At 39.6% G+C, this 18478-nt stretch carries 16 protein-coding genes; 5 read left to right on the forward strand and 11 right to left on the reverse strand.

Annotation, left to right across the window (positions count from 1 at the left end; translation table 11 throughout):
• Nucleotides 1-117: 117 nt before the first annotated feature.
• A complete protein-coding gene (gene rnz, locus ACFQ19_RS04660; protein WP_379590916.1) occupies nt 118-1035 on the forward strand; it encodes a ribonuclease Z in 918 nt (305 codons plus the stop codon).
• Nucleotides 1036-1094: 59 nt separating this feature from the next.
• Nucleotides 1095-2474: an aldehyde dehydrogenase gene (locus ACFQ19_RS04665; RefSeq protein WP_379590917.1), complete on the forward strand. Its 1380-nt coding sequence runs from the start codon at nt 1095-1097 to the stop codon at nt 2472-2474.
• Nucleotides 2475-2536: 62 nt separating this feature from the next.
• Here the strand turns inward: ACFQ19_RS04665 and ACFQ19_RS04670 are convergent, their stop codons facing one another.
• Both ACFQ19_RS04670 and ACFQ19_RS04675 read right to left on the reverse strand, forming a co-directional pair.
• On the reverse strand, nt 2537-3796 hold the full coding sequence (locus tag ACFQ19_RS04670) for a DNA polymerase IV (protein WP_379590918.1): 1260 nt from the start codon (nt 3794-3796) through the stop codon (nt 2537-2539).
• A 94-nt stretch (nt 3797-3890) separates the two neighbouring features.
• Entirely contained in the window at nt 3891-5012 is a 1122-nt protein-coding gene (locus ACFQ19_RS04675; protein WP_379590920.1) for a M20/M25/M40 family metallo-hydrolase, read from the reverse strand.
• A gap of 184 nt (nt 5013-5196) precedes the next feature.
• Between ACFQ19_RS04675 and ACFQ19_RS04680 the strand changes: the two genes are divergently transcribed.
• Complete coding sequence (locus ACFQ19_RS04680) at nt 5197-5325, forward strand: DUF4044 domain-containing protein (protein ID WP_379590921.1); 129 nt, start codon at nt 5197-5199, stop codon at nt 5323-5325.
• A 77-nt stretch (nt 5326-5402) separates the two neighbouring features.
• On the opposite strand, the gene ACFQ19_RS04685 is transcribed toward ACFQ19_RS04680, so the two are convergent.
• The 9 genes from ACFQ19_RS04685 to ACFQ19_RS04725 all read right to left on the reverse strand — a co-directional run bounded on the left by ACFQ19_RS04685 (nt 5403) and on the right by ACFQ19_RS04725 (nt 16139).
• Complete coding sequence (locus tag ACFQ19_RS04685; protein WP_379590922.1) at nt 5403-6392, reverse strand: aromatic acid exporter family protein; 990 nt, start codon at nt 6390-6392, stop codon at nt 5403-5405.
• Between the two features lie 67 nt (nt 6393-6459).
• Entirely contained in the window at nt 6460-6891 is a 432-nt protein-coding gene (locus tag ACFQ19_RS04690) for a BrxA/BrxB family bacilliredoxin (protein WP_379590923.1), read from the reverse strand.
• 77 nt (nt 6892-6968) lie between these two features.
• A complete protein-coding gene (locus tag ACFQ19_RS04695) occupies nt 6969-8243 on the reverse strand; it encodes a dihydrolipoamide acetyltransferase family protein (RefSeq protein ID WP_379590924.1) in 1275 nt (424 codons plus the stop codon).
• Between the two features lie 14 nt (nt 8244-8257).
• Nucleotides 8258-9241: an alpha-ketoacid dehydrogenase subunit beta gene (locus ACFQ19_RS04700; RefSeq protein ID WP_379590925.1), complete on the reverse strand. Its 984-nt coding sequence runs from the start codon at nt 9239-9241 to the stop codon at nt 8258-8260.
• Nucleotide 9242: 1 nt separating this feature from the next.
• The gene (locus ACFQ19_RS04705) at nt 9243-10247 is read right to left on the reverse strand and encodes a thiamine pyrophosphate-dependent dehydrogenase E1 component subunit alpha (RefSeq protein ID WP_379590926.1); all 1005 of its coding nucleotides are present in this window, start codon (nt 10245-10247) and stop codon (nt 9243-9245) included.
• Nucleotides 10248-10293: 46 nt separating this feature from the next.
• Nucleotides 10294-11715: a dihydrolipoyl dehydrogenase gene (gene lpdA / locus ACFQ19_RS04710; RefSeq protein ID WP_379590927.1), complete on the reverse strand. Its 1422-nt coding sequence runs from the start codon at nt 11713-11715 to the stop codon at nt 10294-10296.
• A complete protein-coding gene (buk, locus tag ACFQ19_RS04715; RefSeq protein ID WP_379590928.1) occupies nt 11716-12810 on the reverse strand; it encodes a butyrate kinase in 1095 nt (364 codons plus the stop codon).
• Between the two features lie 44 nt (nt 12811-12854).
• On the reverse strand, nt 12855-13952 hold the full coding sequence (locus tag ACFQ19_RS04720) for a Leu/Phe/Val dehydrogenase (protein ID WP_379590929.1): 1098 nt from the start codon (nt 13950-13952) through the stop codon (nt 12855-12857).
• 144 nt (nt 13953-14096) lie between these two features.
• Nucleotides 14097-16139: a sigma 54-interacting transcriptional regulator gene (locus tag ACFQ19_RS04725; RefSeq protein ID WP_379590930.1), complete on the reverse strand. Its 2043-nt coding sequence runs from the start codon at nt 16137-16139 to the stop codon at nt 14097-14099.
• Between the two features lie 133 nt (nt 16140-16272).
• Between ACFQ19_RS04725 and ACFQ19_RS04730 the strand changes: the two genes are divergently transcribed.
• Together ACFQ19_RS04730 and ACFQ19_RS04735 are read left to right on the forward strand one after the other, a co-directional pair.
• Nucleotides 16273-16506, forward strand: coding sequence for a DUF2627 domain-containing protein (locus ACFQ19_RS04730; protein ID WP_379590931.1), 234 nt, complete (start codon nt 16273-16275; stop codon nt 16504-16506).
• A 186-nt stretch (nt 16507-16692) separates the two neighbouring features.
• Nucleotides 16693-18087, forward strand: a complete 1395-nt coding sequence (locus tag ACFQ19_RS04735; RefSeq protein ID WP_379590932.1) for an aspartate kinase — start codon at nt 16693-16695, stop codon at nt 18085-18087.
• Nucleotides 18088-18478 lie beyond the last annotated feature (391 nt).

Here is an 18478-nt window from a genome sequence, read left to right on the forward strand (position 1 = left end):
TATACATTGATGAATGCTGTATATTTGGGTAAAATTTTAAAATATAAATAGATATTAATGTGTGTTCAAAAGCATGAATGACTTTTTGAACATCCTATATGAAGGTGAGATTAAAACATGGAAATTACTTTCTTAGGCACCGGAGCCGGTCTTCCTTCTAAAGAAAGGAACGTCACAGCAATTGCGCTCAGTATGCTGCAGGAATTAAATGAGGTCTGGCTGTTTGATTGCGGAGAAGCAACGCAGCACCAGCTTCTTCATACAACCATTAAACCTGGAAAAATAAATAAACTTTTTATCACCCATATGCACGGAGACCATATTTATGGGTTACCGGGCTTTCTCAGCAGCCGTTCTTTCCAGGCAGGGACAGATAGACCCTTAACTATTTATGGACCTGAAGGAATCAGGGAATTTATTCAGAGTGCTTTGAAATTAAGCTATACCCGTTTAACCTATCCTTTGACCATTATTGAAATCAAAGAAGGTTTATTACTGGAGACGGAAGCGATAAAAGTATATACCAAAAAATTGGCACATGGCGTTCCAAGCTATGGTTTTCGTATTGTTGAAAAAGATAAGCCGGGGGAACTGCTTGTTGAAAAATTAAAATCAAACGGAATACGACCCGGTCCAATTTATGGAGAAATAAAAGACAACCCTTCCGTCACGCTGGAAGACGGTACCATCATTGACCGACATGATTTTATCGGTCACCCTAAGAAAGGAAGAACCATTTCCATTCTTGGTGATACCAAATATCAGGCAGCACATAAAGAGTTTGTTAACAATAGCGATTTGTTTATACATGAAGCAACCTTTGCTGCAGATAAAGAAACACTTGCAGCAGATTATTTTCATTCAACAAATACACAAGCTGCACAATTAGCACTTGACGCAAATTGTAAACAACTCATTTTGACACATATATCTTCCAGGTATCGATTACAGGAAATGGATCAATTTCTGGAAGAGGCAAAACAAGTATTTTCAAATACATTTGTCGCCAAGGACTTAAGTGTGTTTCAATTATAGTATGTGTGCAGCATGAGCTTACGCATCCTCTTGAAGTGAGAAAGGGAGAGACAGATTTGATGACCTTACAAGAAAACTATCAACAAATCGTTGATGATCAGCGAAAATATGTTGAGCAGGGAAACACGGTTGATTATACTTTTCGTAAACAACAGTTAGAAAAAATGAAAAAAATATTAAAAGATAATGAAAAAGAGATACATGATGTCTTAAAAAAAGATTTAAATAAACCGGATCACGAGGTTATTCTTACGGAGATCGGCATTATTCAAAATGAACTGGAAGTTGCCATCAAAAATCTCCGGTATTGGATGCAGCCGGAAAAAGTAGCTTCTCCATTAACGCATAAAGGATCGAAAAGCTATATTATAAAAGAACCGCTGGGAGTTGTTTTAGTTATGGCTCCTTGGAATTACCCGCTCCAGTTATCTCTGGTACCGATTATCGGAGCGATTGCAGCTGGAAATGCAGTGGTTCTGAAGCCTTCTGAACATGCGCCGCACACATCCGATTTTCTGGCCAGGGTGGTAGAAGAAAACTTTGATTCGTCTTATTTCACCGTTGTTCAGGGAGCTGTTGAGGAAACAACTGAACTGTTAAAACAACGCTTTGACCATATTTTCTATACAGGAGGAAGTGCTGTCGGAAAAATCGTCATGCGTGCCGCAAGCGAACATTTAACACCGGTCACCTTGGAATTGGGCGGGAAAAGTCCGGCAATTGTTGATGAAGATGCAAATATCCAGATGGCAGCTAAACGGATTGTTTGGGGAAAATATACAAATGCTGGTCAGACCTGCGTTGCTCCAGACTATTTATTAGTTCAGGAATCTGTGAAATTTAAGCTCCTGAAAGCAATGAAAAAACAAATTAAATCATTATTCAGCAAGAATCTTCTTCAGGGGGAAAACTACGCAAGAATTATTAATTATGAGCACTTTAAGCGTTTGACTGCATTTTTAAATGAGGATCACATTGTGCACGGCGGGGAATATAACGAAGAAGAATTAATTATTGAACCTACCATTCTTGATAAAATAGATTGGGAAGATCCTATTATGCAAGAAGAGATATTTGGTCCGATTTTACCGGTCTTACACTTTGAAAATATAGAAGATGCCCTTTCACTGATTAAATCAAGGGAAAAACCGCTGGCTTTGTATTACTTTGGAGAAAATCCGAGAATGCAATCACAAGTAATGGAATATGTGTCTTTCGGCGGCGGTTCCATCAATGATACTTTCTTCCATTTAGCCAATCCGTATTTGCCGTTTGGCGGTGTCGGACAGAGCGGGATGGGAAGCTATCATGGGAAAGCCGGATTCGATACCTTTTCCCATCAGAAAAGCATCTTAAAACAGACAACCAAATTTGATATACCTTTCCGTTATTCCGGCGGTACGGTTACCTCAAATATTTTAAAGAAATTTTTATCTTAAAGCACGAGCGTTTCACCAAAGAACAAAAGCCTTGATTTTACGCTGTTTTATCAGACAGTAAATCAAGGCTTTTTATAGTCGTCTAAGAAATCTTTTTGAAAACTTGTCCGCGGCTGTTGTTCATCATCTTTCTTATCTTCCCCGTTTAAAGGTAAAAAGATATCTTTCCCATATTTATCTGTTAATGCTTCCATCGTTTCGTACAGCTTTTCCTTTTTTGCATTGTCACGATAAGTAAATAAATCAAGCTGCTCTCCAACTTGACTCTTCTCCTCCAGGTGTTGTAAAGAGACACCCAACAGCCGTACAGGATCTTCATTCCAGTGTGTTTTTAACAACTCTTTTGCCACAAAAAGAATATCTTCTTTTTCATCGATATACCCTTGTAATGTTTTGCTGCGGGTAATAGTTTGGTGATTATGAAAACGAATCATTAATTGGACATTTTTTCCGGTAGCGTTCTTTCGCTTGACCCTTCTTGCGACGTTATTAACGAGGTCTTCCAACAGCTGATACAACTCATCCCAATCGGCAGAGTCATGAGCTAACGTTTGGGAACTTCCAATACTTTTAAAGTCATGCACTGCTTCCGGATCAACCAGCTGATAATCTATCCCGTTGGCAAGATTCTTCATTCTCTCTCCATTGACGCCCAATAACTGTTTTAACTGATACACATCATGTAAAGCTAAATCACCAATTGTTTGAATCGATACTTTCCTCAATTTTTCTGCTGTTTTCTCGCCAATTCCATGCATTTCTTCAATTGGAAGCGGCCATAACATGTTAGATAGTTCGCGCTTGCGCAGAATCGTTATTCCTAGGGGCTTTTTCATATCGGATGCCATCTTTGCCAAAAATTTATTTGGTGCAATACCGAGACTGCATGGAATATCCAGTTCTTTTAATATTCTTTGTTGCAAGTATTCGGCTATATCAACGGGCGTTCCCAGCCCTTCTGTATCTGTAATGTCTAAATAACCTTCATCAATCGAAACAGGCTGCACAAGCGGTGTGATCTCTGAAAGCATTTTAAAGATAGCCCGGGATGCTTCCCTGTACCTGTCAAAATTAGGACGCATCAATAATAGATTGGGACATAATTTTTTTGCCTGCCAAACCGGCATGGTTGTTTTCACGCCTTTTGCTCTGGCTTCATAACTGCTTGTAACAATAATGCCTTTTCGTTCTTCCGGATTTCCAGCGATAGCAATTGGCTTTCCTTTTAAATCTGGATTATGAGCCATTTCTACGGAAGCATAAAAACAGTTCATATCAATATGAAAAATAATACGTCTTTTAGAATTGGCTGCTTGCGTCATAAAAAGACACCCCTTTTCATGAGAAGAACACATCCCACTATGGAATGCGTTCTCCTTATTTCACAGAATCCGTTCCAAGTATGGAAGCTTCCTCTTATTTTGCTGCTATTTTAACAATCTCTACTACAAATTCTGTTACTTTCACAAGGTCTTCTACTTTAATACGTTCATCGGTTGTATGAATTCCTTCATAGCCGACAGCTAAGTTGACCGTCGGAATACCATATCCTGCTATCACATTAGCATCACTGCCGCCGCCGCTCTGTTCTAACGCACTTTCTCTGCCGATAGCTTTTGCGGCTTCTCGGGCCACTTCGACCACTTGGTCCCCTTCTTTAAAATGGTAACCGGGATAAGCAACCGTTATCTTGACATCTGCAGAACCGCCAAACTCCTCAGCAGCCTCTTCAAAAGCTGCCTTCATTTTACCAGCTTGTTCTTCCATTTTTTCTTCGGATAGAGAGCGCGCTTCTGCTAAAATTTCTACGTGATCCACTACAATATTTGTCTGCTTGCCGCCTTCAAAACGTCCGATATTTGCGGTTGTTTCTTTATCGATACGTCCTAACGGCATTTTAGAAATAGCTTTAGACGCAATGGTAATCGCAGAAACACCTTTTTCAGGCTCCAATCCGGCATGCGCTGTTTTACCAGTAATGGTTGCGTGAATTTTTGCCTGGGTCGGTGCAGCTACAACAATATCACCAACGTTCCCATTACTGTCTAATGCATAACCGTATTGGGCATCCAATTTGGAAGCGTCCAATGCTTTCGCCCCTACCAAACCAGATTCTTCACCAACAGTAATAATAAATTGAATCTGTCCGTGGGGAATATTATTTTCCTGAAGTACTTTTATCAGTTCAAACATGGCAGCTAAGCCCGCTTTATCGTCTGAACCGAGAATCGTATCTCCTTCTGAGGAAATCAAACCATCTTTTATTATTGGCTTTATACCCTTTCCGGGAACGACGGTATCCATATGCGAAGTAAAATAAATGGCATCCGCATCTTCTTTTGTGGCCGGCAGTGTACAAATTAAATTCCCTGCTCCATGGCCAATCTGTTCTTTGGCATTATCTTCTTCTACCTGAACACCTAAAGCCTCGAATTTTTTAGTTAAAACGTTTGCTATTTCTGTTTCAAAACCTGTTTCAGAATCGGTTTGAACCAGTTCTATAAATTCATTCACTAATCTTTCTTCTTTCACACTCATTTGCGTAACCTCCTAATGTATAGGCTACTACAATTTTTCGTTTTTTTACAGTAGAATGATTTAAATAGCTTGTTTTTAAGTTCTATACATTAAATTCAGTAAAAAAACACGATTAACTTGTCTGCTAAAAGATTTCACGTTAAAATAACGGTAGACTATATCGGATGATGAAGGAGGATATGTCATGGCAGGCAAGCAATCCGTTCAAAAGAAACGTTCCAAACGCGCACTCCGTACCAAGATTATTGTGTATTTTATGGTCGCTTTGATGGTTATTTCAGCAATTACAGCTGGACTGGCAGCTTTTGTTTAACAATATAAAGGCTGTGCAGAAGAGTTTTCTTCTTTTCTGCACAGCCTTTTGATGTATATGTAACAAGAACATTTATGTTACTTTTCCTTCTTGATTTTCCTTTTCTTCCAAGGAGTCACATCACTTTTTTTGAATTTATTTTTAATGATCAGGTATTCTTCAATTTCATGTAATAACTGAAATAAATGTGCTCTTGTTTCAAATGCTTCTCTTGTTTCTGGTAAATCCTCTGCATGAAAATCTCTTTTTAATGCTTTCAACTGCTCTAAAAAAGTAATGGCTGTATTCCCCGGATGGACAGCTTTAGATAAACGCTCAAAGAAATCCGCAATCTCAAGGGCAATATAATCTGTTTTGGGTAAATGCGTTACAAGCGGCAGCATTTGCTTCAAAAGCTCGAACTGTCTTTCTCTCATTTTAAAATAATTATAATAGGTATGTTCATTGCGTAATAAATGATTATTTTTATCCCGGATAACTAATTGCTTTGCCTCTGTCAGAATATCCTCTGTAGCTGCAATCTCTTCTCCCTGCCATTTATCATTTTGATCCCGGATATACAAGGAATATTCATACAGCATACGGCTGAAATTCATTTCTAATTGCATTTGCAGTTTCTTTAATTTATTATCTAAGCTCGGCATATAAACATTCAGCATCAGCCCTACTCCCAGTCCGATGGTAATCAGTACAAACTGCTCTCCAATTAAGGGAAGCGTTATATTCCCGGATCCATATAAATTCAGCATGACAACCGAACTGGATGCAATCCCCGGAGTTGCTTTCAACCTTACCATTGCGGGAATAAATAAAAGGAGCAATAAAAATATAGACAGGCTGTGATAGCCAAGCAATTCAAAAATGATACACGAAAAAACAACGGCTGCTGTACATGCGATAAACCGTTGCCAAGCACTCAAAAAAGAAGACTTTCTTGATGGCTGTATACAAAGAATTGTTAATATTCCTGCTGAAATAAAATTGGAAAGGCCAGCCCATTGTGCCAAACTGATAGCAACTGGTGTACCTACAGCAGTTTTCAGGGTACGATATCCTATTTTCACCATGAACCTCCTGATATATATTTATAAAGACAAAGAAGGCTGTCAGATGACAGCCTTTCTCTATGATTTATTAAACTTCTTCACAATATTGATCAAACAGGTTTTGAAGCTTCACAGACACGTCCATCGCGCTGTGTCCTTCAATTTGATTTCTTTCTAACATGCCGAGGATTTTTCCATCCTTCAGCAGCGCAAAACTTGGAGAAGATGGCGCATAACCTTCAAAATAAGTTCTTGCCTGATCCGTTGCTTCCTTATCCTGTCCGGCAAAGACTGTTACTAAATGATCTGGACGCTTATCGTAATGAATCGCATTTCCTGCTGCTGGACGAGCCACTCCGCCGGCACAACCGCAAGTTGAATTAACCATCACTAGTGTTGTACCCTCACGTGCTAATGCTTCATCTACTTCTTCTGCTGTACGTGCTTCTTCATAACCTGATTCTGTTATATCTGTACGTGCTACTTTCACGACATCCTGCATAAATAAATCAAAATCCATTATATCTCACCCTTTTACTTAAAATATATATATAGCTTATCAGCTAATGGTTAAAAATTCAATCTATTGGCATGTACTTAATAAAGGGTAATGGACGATGCGTTCATCCCTTCCAAGATTTCTTTGACACGGGATAAAAATCTTCCGCATATCAGACCGTCTAAAATGCGGTGGTCTAAGGAAAGGGATAAATTCACCATATCACGTGCTGCAAACATATCATTGATAATAACAGGCCGTTTCACAATGGATTCGACTTGTAAAATCGCAGCCTGAGGAGAATTAATAACCCCCATCGAAGAGACTGAACCAAACGACCCCGTATTGTTGACTGTAAATGTACCGCCCTGCATATCTTCCTGAGACAGTTTCCCCTGACGCGCTTTTGCCGCTAGCGTTGTAATATCGCGGGCAATTGCTTTAACCGTTTTTTCATCCGCATGTTTGATAACAGGAACGAATAATTCATTATCCTTTGCCACGGCAATAGATAAATGAATATCTTTTTTCTGGATAATTTTATCTCCAGCCCACATGCTATTTAATTCAGGAAATTCCTTTAACGCTTGGGCAACAGCCTTTACAAAGAAAGCAAAGGGCGTTAAGGAAAAGCCTTCCTGATTTTTAAAGGAATCTTTGACGCTGTTACGGTATTTCATTAAGTCCGTCACATCAACCTCTACCTGCATCCAAGCATGAGGGATTTCTTGTGTGGAACGAGCCATATTATCAGCAATTGCTTTTCGAACGCCTTTAACAGGAATTTCGATATCTCCCGTTTCACGCTGAACGCTTTTTTTTGCTGCAGAAGGTGTTTCTTCTTTCTCAGCAGCAGTGTCCGTTTCCTTTTCTTGCAGCGGTGCGGATTGCTCTTGAGGTGTATCGTTCTTCTCAATGTATTTCTCCACATCTTTCCTGGTAATTCTTCCGCCCCTGCCTGATCCTTCTATTTTATTTAAGTCAATATCATGCTCCTGGGACAGACGCAATACTGCTGGCGAGTATCTTTTTTTCATTGCGTTGTCTGTATTCTCCACTTGTTTATCGCCAGTATGTTCTGTTGTATTTGTTTCTGTATCTGAATTAGTTTCTGTCTCTTCCGCAACCTTTTCTTCTGTTTCAATATAACAAATCAAGGTGCCAACTTCTATTGTCTCCCCTTCAGCTGCTGCCAGTTCTGTTATCTTTCCTGTATAAGAAGAAGGAACTTCCGCATTTACTTTATCCGTCATTACTTCTGCAATCGGATCGTATTTATTGACCTGATCACCGACAGACACGAGCCAAGTACTGATGGTTCCTTCTGTTACACTCTCACCAAGCTGAGGCATTGTCATTTTTTCCACAGTCATATTTCTACCTCCAATTAATATTCTGCAAGGTCACGCATTGCTTTTTCCACTTTATCCGGATTTAGCATAAAGTATTTTTCCATGGATTGGGCATAAGGCATGGCCGGAACGTCTGGTCCAGCAAGACGTTCAATCGGTGCATCCAGATCAAATAAGCAGTTTTCCGAAATAATTGCTGCTGCTTCACTCATGACGCTACCTTCTTTATTATCCTCTGTAACCAGGAGAACCTTGCCTGTTTTACTGGCCGCTTCGATAATCGCTTCTTGATCTAATGGATACACCGTACGCAAATCAAGAACATGAGCTTCTATACCGTCCGCCGCCAGTTTTTCCGCAGCTTGCAATGCAAAGTGAACACAGAGTCCATACGTAATAACGGTAATATCGTCTCCCTCCCTTTTAACGTCTGCTTTACCAATCGGCAAAACATAATCGTCTTCGGGAACTTCTTCTTTTAAAAGGCGGTAAGCACGTTTATGTTCAAAAAATAAAACAGGGTCATTATCTCGGATAGATGCCTTTAATAATCCTTTCGCGTCATACGGATTAGAGGGCATAACAATTTTTAATCCCGGCTGATTAGCAAATAATGCTTCAACAGACTGGGAATGATATAAAGCGCCATGTATTCCTCCGCCATAAGGCGCGCGGATTGTTATCGGGCAGTCCCAATCGTTATTAGAGCGATAGCGTATTTTGGCCGCTTCCGAAACAATTTGATTGACCGCAGGCATAATAAAATCAGCAAACTGCATTTCGGCAATGGGACGCTTTCCATACATGGCAGCTCCTATGGCAACTCCCGCAATTGCAGATTCCGCCAGAGGAGTATCTAATACGCGTTCTTCACCGAACATATCATATAATCCATCTGTCGCTTTAAACACACCGCCTTTTTTCCCTACATCTTCCCCAAGAATAAAGACATTTTCATCTATCTGCATTTCTTCTCTTAAAGCTGTTGTAATTGCTTGTATATAAGACATTACTGGCATATTATTCCCCTCCTTTATCCAATTCCTCATAAACATACTTCAATGAATCTTCTGGAGCAGCATATGGGGCTTCTTCTGCATATTCTGTTGCTTCATTAACCAGTTTATTAATGTTATCATGAATTTCTTTTTCTTTTGTATCATCCATGATGTTCTTTTCTTTCAGTTTTTCAGCAAAGGTAATAATAGAATCTTTCTTTTTCGCTTCTTTCACTTCTTCCTGCTCCCGATAAGCACGATCATCATCATCACTGGAATGAGCAGTGAAACGATAGGTTACAGCTTCAATCAGCGTTGGTCCCTCTCCTTGCACCGCTCTTTCTCTTGCTTCTTGGACGGCAAGGTAAACAGCAATCGGATCATTTCCATCTACTGTAACACCCGGCATGCCATAGGAGGATGCTCTTTCTGAAACTGTTTCGCTGGCAACTTGACGGTCATAAGGTACAGAAATCGCATATTTATTATTTTCCACCATGGTAATAACAGGTAGGTTATGAATACCAGCAAAGTTCAATCCTTCATGGAAATCACCTTGGTTGGAGGATCCTTCGCCTAATGTTACAAAGGAGGCAATATCTTTTTTATCCATTTTAGCCGCTAATGCTACGCCAACTGCATGAGGAAGCTGCGTGGTCACGGGAGAAGAACCGGTTAAAATTCGATTTTTCTTTTGTCCGAAATGTCCCGGCATTTGACGTCCGCCTGAATTCGGATCCTCTGCTTTGGCAAAAGCAGACAGCATTAAATCTTTTGCTGTCATTCCAAAACCTAAAACGAGACCCAGATCGCGGTAATAAGGCGCTACATAATCAGTTGAACGATTTAATGCAAAAGCCGCCCCAACCTGCGCTGCTTCTTGTCCTTGACAGGAAACGACAAAAGGTATCTTCCCAGAACGGTTTAACAACCACATTCTTTCGTCAATTTTTCTTGCTAACAGCATCATTTCAAACATTTCTAAAGCCATTTCGTTACTTACATTTTCCCAAGATGTTTGTGCCATTATTTTTCCCTCCTTCAGCCATTTCACATAATGACTTGATGCTCATTTATCCATGGATTTGCACGCCGTCAACTGCCAGCGCGGCTTCACCGATGACTTCTGATAAAGATGGATGCGGATGAATCGTCTGACTGATTTCCCACGCAGTTGCATCGAGCACTTTGGCTAAACCTGCTTCGGATATCATATCTGTCACCTGCGGGCCAATCATGTGAACTCCTAATACATCCTGTGTATTTTTATCAGTAACGATTTTGACAAACCCATCCGTTTCACCGTACACTAACGCTTTCCCAACCGCTTGAAAAGGAAACTTCCCAATAACGAGTTCAAACCCTTCTTCTTTTGCCTGTTCTTCTGTTAAACCAACACTTGCTGCTTCCGGGCTTGCATAGATACAGCTTGATATAGACCGGTAGTCTAGTTTCTGTGTATATTCACCTGCCATATGTTCTACAGCAGTAATTCCTTCATGCGAAGCCACATGAGCGAGCTGCATCCCGCCAATAACATCACCGATAGCATAAATATGTGATTCCTTGGTTTGGTAAAAATCATTCGTATCAATGGTATGATTGGAGCGTTGAATATCTGTATTTTCCAGCCCAATATTTTGGGTGTTCGCTTTTCGGCCAACAGATACAAGCAGTCTGTCCGCTTGAAAATGTTCTTTCTTGTCACCGGCAATCGCTTCAATCGATACACCGTTATCTTTTGCTAATGTATCCGGTTGAACATTAGCTCCGGTAAGAATGTTTACGCCTCTTTTTTTCAGCTGTTTTTCCATTTCTTTCGCAATCTCTTTATCCTCTGTCGGCAAGATTTGCTGCTGGTACTCTAATACCGTTACGTCTACTCCAAAATCATTGAGCATAGATGCCCATTCGATTCCAATAACTCCGCCGCCAACAATGATAATAGATTTTGGAAGTTCTTCCATTTCTAAAGCTTCATTTGAACTGATAACGTATTCCCCGTCAAAATCCAAGCCGGATAACGTATTCGGCTGCGACCCGGTTGCAATTAATACGTTTTTTGGAAGTAACATATCATTTTCATTTCCATTTTCATATTCAACAGAAACTGTTCCGGGCATGGGAGAAAAGATACTAGGTCCTAAAATGCGGCCAAAACCTTGATAGACATCGATCTTTCCTTTTTTCATTAAACCTTGGACACCTTTGTGTAATTGGTCAATAATGCCATTTTTTCTCTGCTGCACCTTTGCAAAATTTAGCGTCGGCGGATTCACTTCAACTCCGAAACTATCAGCTTTCATCGTTTGCTGGTAAACTTCCGCACTGCGCAGTAATGCTTTGGAAGGAATACAACCTCTATGTAAGCAGGTTCCTCCTAATTCCGCTTTCTCTACGATTGCTACTTTCATATCTAATTGACTTGCACGGATAGCAGCAACATATCCGCCTGTTCCGCCGCCTAAAATGACTAAATCATATTCTGTTGCCATCTACTCAGCCTCCTCTGCAACATATATCTTCGCTTTTTCGGGATGGTCTAACACTTCCAGAACCCCTTCATTCAATGCTTCCAAATCATTTTTACCAGGGAAAACCATGACATCGGCAATCCAATTTATTCTTGGAATAATCGCGTCTATGACAAAATCATTTTCATCAATCCTTCCGGTAAAAACAATTCCGTCTACTTCGCCGTGTAACACAGAGCTCATCGCCCCGATTTCTTTAGCAATCTGGTATGCTTGTGCTTCAATAACCTCTTGTGTCTGCTGATCATCCTGCTGTAACCTGGAGCGGATAATGGTTGGATCTTCCGTATGCAAGTAAGCTTTTATTCCGCCGTCCTGCTGTACATGACTCCATAAGAAACCCTCATCCAGAGCATAGTGATGAGACAGGTAGGTCAGGAAGCCCTTTAATGGAACACTTCCCGACCGGTCCACAGTAAATGGGCCTTCTCCTTCCACACCATTTGTCACATCGATTATTTTACCTCGATAATGGGATGCAATGGTGATTCCTCTGGCAATGTGGATGGAGATCAGATTTAAAGCATGATAGGTTACATCCAATTTTTTGGCTGCTATTCTGCCGGCATGCCGATGATTCAAAGAGTGAAAGATGCTCGTTCTCTGTATTTCCGGAACGCCGGTATATTTTGCTATACGTTGCATCTCGTCTACTACCGGCGGATCTACAATGTAAGCACGGATATTTAAATTACCCGCTATTTCATAAGCTAGTATCGCACCCAGATTCGAGACATGTTCGCCGTAAGCATTCGTCTTTAAGTCATACAGCATCGCATCATTCACGCGATATGTTCCACCACTAATCGGGCGCAACAATCCGCCCCTTCCGCACACACTGACGAAATGGGAGGTATTCATCCCATCTACATCCAGCCGTTCAAATACCGCCTGTTTCCTGTACGGCACTTGATCTATCAGCTGTTCAAAACGACGCAATTCTTCTTCATTATGTGTCACTTTTTGCTGATATAAAAGATGATTTCCTTCAAATACGCCGATTATGGTGAAATACAAGTCAGGATAGATAACTAATATACGAGCTCTTTGATTCACAAAATAACCTCCATGATGTCACTATTCCTGTCTCTTGCTTTAAATTATTGTCTGCGATCTAATATACTGCGTTCATTTGTAATAAATTGATTACGTGATTTTAATTTTGCCTGAATTCGTTCTTCTGCAAGCCGATCAGCCGCAATATGTGTTGGAATATTATCCCGGTTAGAGATCGCAAAGACCTGCTCCAAATTTTTATAAATGCGCTGTACATTTTGTAATGCGCGATCGCGATTGTAGCCGACTAATTCATCTGCAACATTGATTACTCCCCCGGCATTGATCACATAGTCAGGAGCATATAAAATGCCTTTTTCATGCAAAATGTCACCGTGTTCCCGGCGGTGTAACTGATTATTCGCAGACCCTGCTACTACTTTCGCCTTCAGTTTAGGGATGGTGTTATCATTAATGGTGGCTCCCAATGCACAGGGAGCATAAATATCACAATCCACCTCATAAACATCATCCGGGTCGACGGCTTTGGCATTAAAATTATCTTGTGCGCGTTTCACTGCTTCTTTATTAATATCTGTAACAATTAAACTTGCACCATCTTCATGTAACATTTCACATAAGCTGTAGGCAACACTTCCAATTCCTTGAACAGCAACAGTCTTTCCTTCTAAAGATTCCGAACCAAAAGCTTCCTTTGCGGTGGCCTTCATTCCCTGAAATATACCGAGTGCCGTAATTGGCGACGGGTTCCCTGCTGTACCGCTATATGCAGATAATCCTGTTACATATTCTGTTTCAAGTGCAATATTATCCATATCTGTTTCATTGGTTCCAACGTCTTCAGCCGTGATATATCTTCCGTTTAAGCTTTGAACATAACGGCCGAAAGCACGAAACATGTCCGGATTCTTATCCTTTTCGGGATTACCGATAATCACTGTCTTTCCGCCCCCCAAATCGAGGCCGGCAGCTGCGTTTTTATAGGTCATACCGCGTGCCAGACGCAGCGCATCCTCGACAGCATCTTCTTCAGATTGATATTCCCACATTCTGGTTCCACCCAGTGCCGGGCCCAAAGTTGTATCATGGATTGCAATAATCGCTTTCAACCCTGATTGTTTATCCTGACAGAAAAGCACTTGTTCATAATCGTATTTTTCTAAGTAATGAAAGATTTCCATTTTAACCCCTCCTGTAATAAATAAAGATTTCTTCTTCTGCTATTTTTATTAAAAATGACAAATGCATCTGGATCATTATACATGATACATCTGTCATCAGTAGCTGTATGCATTTATACTGTTGCGCAAAAACAGCATCGTATTTTATTCAATTTGATATTTTTCAAGCTTATAATATAGATTGCGGACAGATATTTGTAAAGCTTTAGCTGTTTTTGTCTTATTTTTATTACATTGCAAATAGACTTCCTGTATATATTTCTCTTCATACCGATCTAATGCATCCTGCAATTTTAACGGTTTGTCTGTCTGTATGATATCCTGCTTTTCTGGTATTTCTTTTGTTTGCAGCTTTGGCAAATGATGCGCTTCAATCTGCTCCTCTATATTACCGATAAATATCATGGAATGGCTGATGACATTGGCCATTTCTCTGACATTACCGGGCCAATGGTATTCCATCAATTTTTTTAAAGCGTCATCGGATATTCTTTGAACATTTTTCCCATATTCTTCATTCAACTGGTAGATAATATGCTCAATTAACATGGGAATATCCGCTTCCCTTTCTTTTAATGAAGGAATGGATATTGGTAATTTATTTATTTGATAGTAGAGATTCTCATCGAACTGATGATGCATGACAGCTTTTTCTAGATTGATATTTGCGCCAGCAATCACACGAACATCAACAGAAACAGGTTCTGATGCTCCTACAGGAGTAACTTTGTTTTCCTTTAAAATATCAAGTAATTTTTCTTGGATAGGCAAGGATAATTCGCCAATTTCGTCAAGAAAGATACTTCCTTTATCTGCCTGCTCAAACATTCCTGCTGTTTTGGTTCCCTGTCCTGTTCCCTCTTCGACAGTACCAAACAGCTCTTTTTCCAGGTCAGATTCAGATAATTTAGCGCAGTTCACACGAATAAATTTATTAAATTTCCGGTCGCTTTCATGGTGAATAGCCTGAGCAAATAATTCTTTCCCAGATCCTGTCTCTCCTCTCAAAAGAACCGTTGCAGGTGTTTTCGCCCCCACTTTTGCCTGTTCTAAAGCAAGTTTCATTTCTGGTGAGTTACCGATAATATCATCGAATGTATACTTTGCTTCCAAATTACGGATAATCTGTCTGGCACGTTTTAATTCCTTTGTCACAGATTGCAATTCACTCACATCATGGAGCACACCGACACTGCCTTTCATTTTGCCCTGAACAATAACCGGAGCCCCGTTCACAATAACGTCTTTCTTCGATGGTCCTACCTTCATATGTACGCCGCGAACAGCACGCCGGGTCTTTAAAACCTGCATATGAACACTATCACCCTCTGAGATATCCACTGTTGCCGGTTTGCCGATGACTTCCTCCTCTGTCAACCCGGTTATCCTTGTATAAGCGGGATTAATAATCAGACCATTTCCATGTTCATCCACAACGCTGATAGCCTCATCAGAAGAATTAATAATGGCTTCCAGCATGGTTTTAATTTCATTCAAATCGGTGTTTTCTTCCGCTAATTGCACCACTTCCGTTATATCCTTAAAAACAGCAAAGGCTCCGACTAAATCGCCGATTTTATTAATGATAGGGATACGGGAAGCAATTACTTTTTTTCCATTGTCTAAAATCGTCTTCTGATTCAATTCTTTTCTCTGGCTTCTTAAAACATGTGATAAGCGGCTTGTTTTAACTAATTCCTTAATCGGCTTTTCTTTGTAGTCTCTTTCTTTTTTACCAAGAATTTGTTCAGCACGCCGATTTAACAGCTGCACCTGTTCTTTTTTGTTAACAACAATCATTCCGTCATTCATATGATTCAAAATTAATTCAAGCCGGTTCGCCTGCACCTTTACTTCATCCGTTAAAGCAGTTTTCTCATGAATTAATTGATAAATAATATTCGCTACAGACCCAGGAATGATGATTGTCTCTCTTGGATATAATGCAATCATTTTTTCAAATAGGTCTTCTTCGCCTGTTACGTTTACAATAATATCAATATCATGGTGAACCCAATCTTTCCAATCTGTACTGGTCTGAATATTCATTTCTTCTGCCAATTTCATAGCAGGAGCGTCCGGATCTCTATCAACAATTGCATGAATCTGCATGCTTTTTATCTCTTTAAACAGGTGAAATAATGCAGTACCACCTTTACCAGCGCCAACTATCAGAATTTGCTTCATGCTTTTCATCCACCTTGAATTTATTTGCACAGTTTCATCATACGTTACCATGCATAATTTAGCAAATGAATTCTATTTCTATTTCTCGACAGATTTTGATATAATAAAAGTACCTACATAAAGGAGACATTTTATGCAACGAAACCTTGCTTTACTCATTCTTTTTATTCCAGGTGTGATTGCAGCTTTTGGTATTAAATTAATGCGTGATACACTGTTTGATACGTTTTACCCTATTTTTATCTATGGGAGCATTCAATTTATTGCCGGTTTGATTCTGTTTCTCGGCGGCCTGATATTTCTTGCAGGCTTCATTGTTTACCGGGACAGAAAAAAGCGCAATCAAGAAAAGGAATCAGCAAGCTGATAAACCTTTACCGAGCGCGGGAAATGAAAGCATTACTTTGGTTATTTTCTTTCTTTTTTTCTGTTTTCCCCTTTAATTTAACAGAAAATATGTTATATTAGTAAAAATAAAATATACTATGTGATTGCAATCTTTAGATTAAATCGCTGGTTTATTGTGAGAATTTTGAAATGGGGTATCTTGTAAATGAAAGTAGCAAAATTCGGAGGAAGTTCTGTAGCAAATGCAACACAAATCAAAAAGGTAGCGGATATTATCAAGTCTGATTCTTCGCGAAAAGTGGTAGTTGTATCCGCACCGGGAAAACGTTTCTCAGATGATGTGAAGATGACCGATTTATTAATCGAACTTTGTTATGCCAAACAAAATGATCAGGATTATGATACTTGCTTACAAAAAATCATGACCAGATTTCAGGAAATTATAGATGACTTAGGAATAAGCCATTATATTTTAGAAGATATTCAGCAAACCATTGAAAAATATCTTCAATTTGATATATCTCCAATGGCACAGCTCGATGCTTTAAAATCTGTTGGAGAAGACAGTTCCGCTAAAATTGTGAGTGCTTATTTAGAACATATCGGCTTAGATGCAAGTTATGTCAATCCAAAAGATGCAGGCATTTTTGTAAGCAATGAACCGGGCAATGCACAATTGCTTCCAGAGAGTTTTTCTCTTATCTATAAACTGCGGGAACGTGAGGGTGTATCTGTTGTCCCCGGCTTCTTTGGTTATTCAGCAGATGATGATTTAGTAACATTTTCGCGAGGCGGTTCGGATATCACAGGAGCTATTCTGGCTTCCGGAACCAAAGCAGACCTTTATGAAAATTTCACAGATGTAGATTCTGTTTTTACGGTAAATCCAAACTTTGTAAAAAATCCAAAAGATATTACAGTCTTAACGTATAAAGAAATGCGGGAGCTGTCTTATGCCGGTTTTTCTGTTTTTCACGACGAAGCGCTTATCCCGGCATTTAAAGAGCAAATTCCTGTCTGTATAAAAAATACAAACAATCCGGACGCACCTGGAACCATGGTTGTTTCGGAGAAAAAAGCAACAGATCAATGTGTCGTCGGCATCGCAAGTGATGTCGGTTTCTGCAGTTTATATGTAAGTAAATTCTTAATGAACCGAGAAGTTGGTTTTGGAAGAAAGCTGTTAAATATATTCGAAGATGAAGGAATTTCGTTTGAGCATACACCTTCCGGAATCGATGATATGTCTGTCATTTTTAGAGATAACCAATTCACACCAGAGAAAGAAAAAGTGGTTATTGACCGGATTCGCCATGAATTAAATGTGGATACGGTGAGCGTTCATCGTGATTTGGCAGTCGTAATGGTCGTAGGTGAAGGTTTAGAAAATACCATTGGCGTTGCTGCAAAAGCGACTGCATCTTTCGCCCAAGCTGGTGTGAATATCGATATGATTAACCAGGGATCTTCGGAAGTATCCATGATGTTCGGTATACATGCTGTTGATTTGGAACAAGCCATTCAGTCACTGTATAAAGAATTTTTCACAGACGAATCTAATTTAGAGTTTTCTGCTGTATCAGCAAAAGAACAGCAATAATATAGACAAGCATCGAATAGCGCATTCGATGCTTTTTTCGTATCAAGTCCCTTTTTTCTGCTGCAAATTAACTATATAAATTGAATTTATAAACCTGTCTTTTGTGCTAAAAAATGAAGCCATTTATTTTAGAATTAAGCACCATAACTAGCGAAGGAAAAACACAGAGACTCCTATGGGAAAGCGTAGTGTTTTTCCGTAGCGAGTGTCAGGAAGGAAAATATTAATTTCAAGTTATATATTTTAGAAATAAATCCTGTTTATAACGGTATTATACCTAACCACGAACTGAAAGGTTTGCGCATGAAAAATACAAAATACGTCCTTATTTGCAATATCTTGCATATTTTTTATTATTGTTGGTCCAGTAGGGATATGCGTTATTTCATTA

The sequence above is a fragment of the Oceanobacillus locisalsi genome (genome assembly GCF_042675985.1).
GTDB classification, from domain to species: domain Bacteria; phylum Bacillota; class Bacilli; order Bacillales; family Amphibacillaceae; genus Oceanobacillus; species Oceanobacillus locisalsi.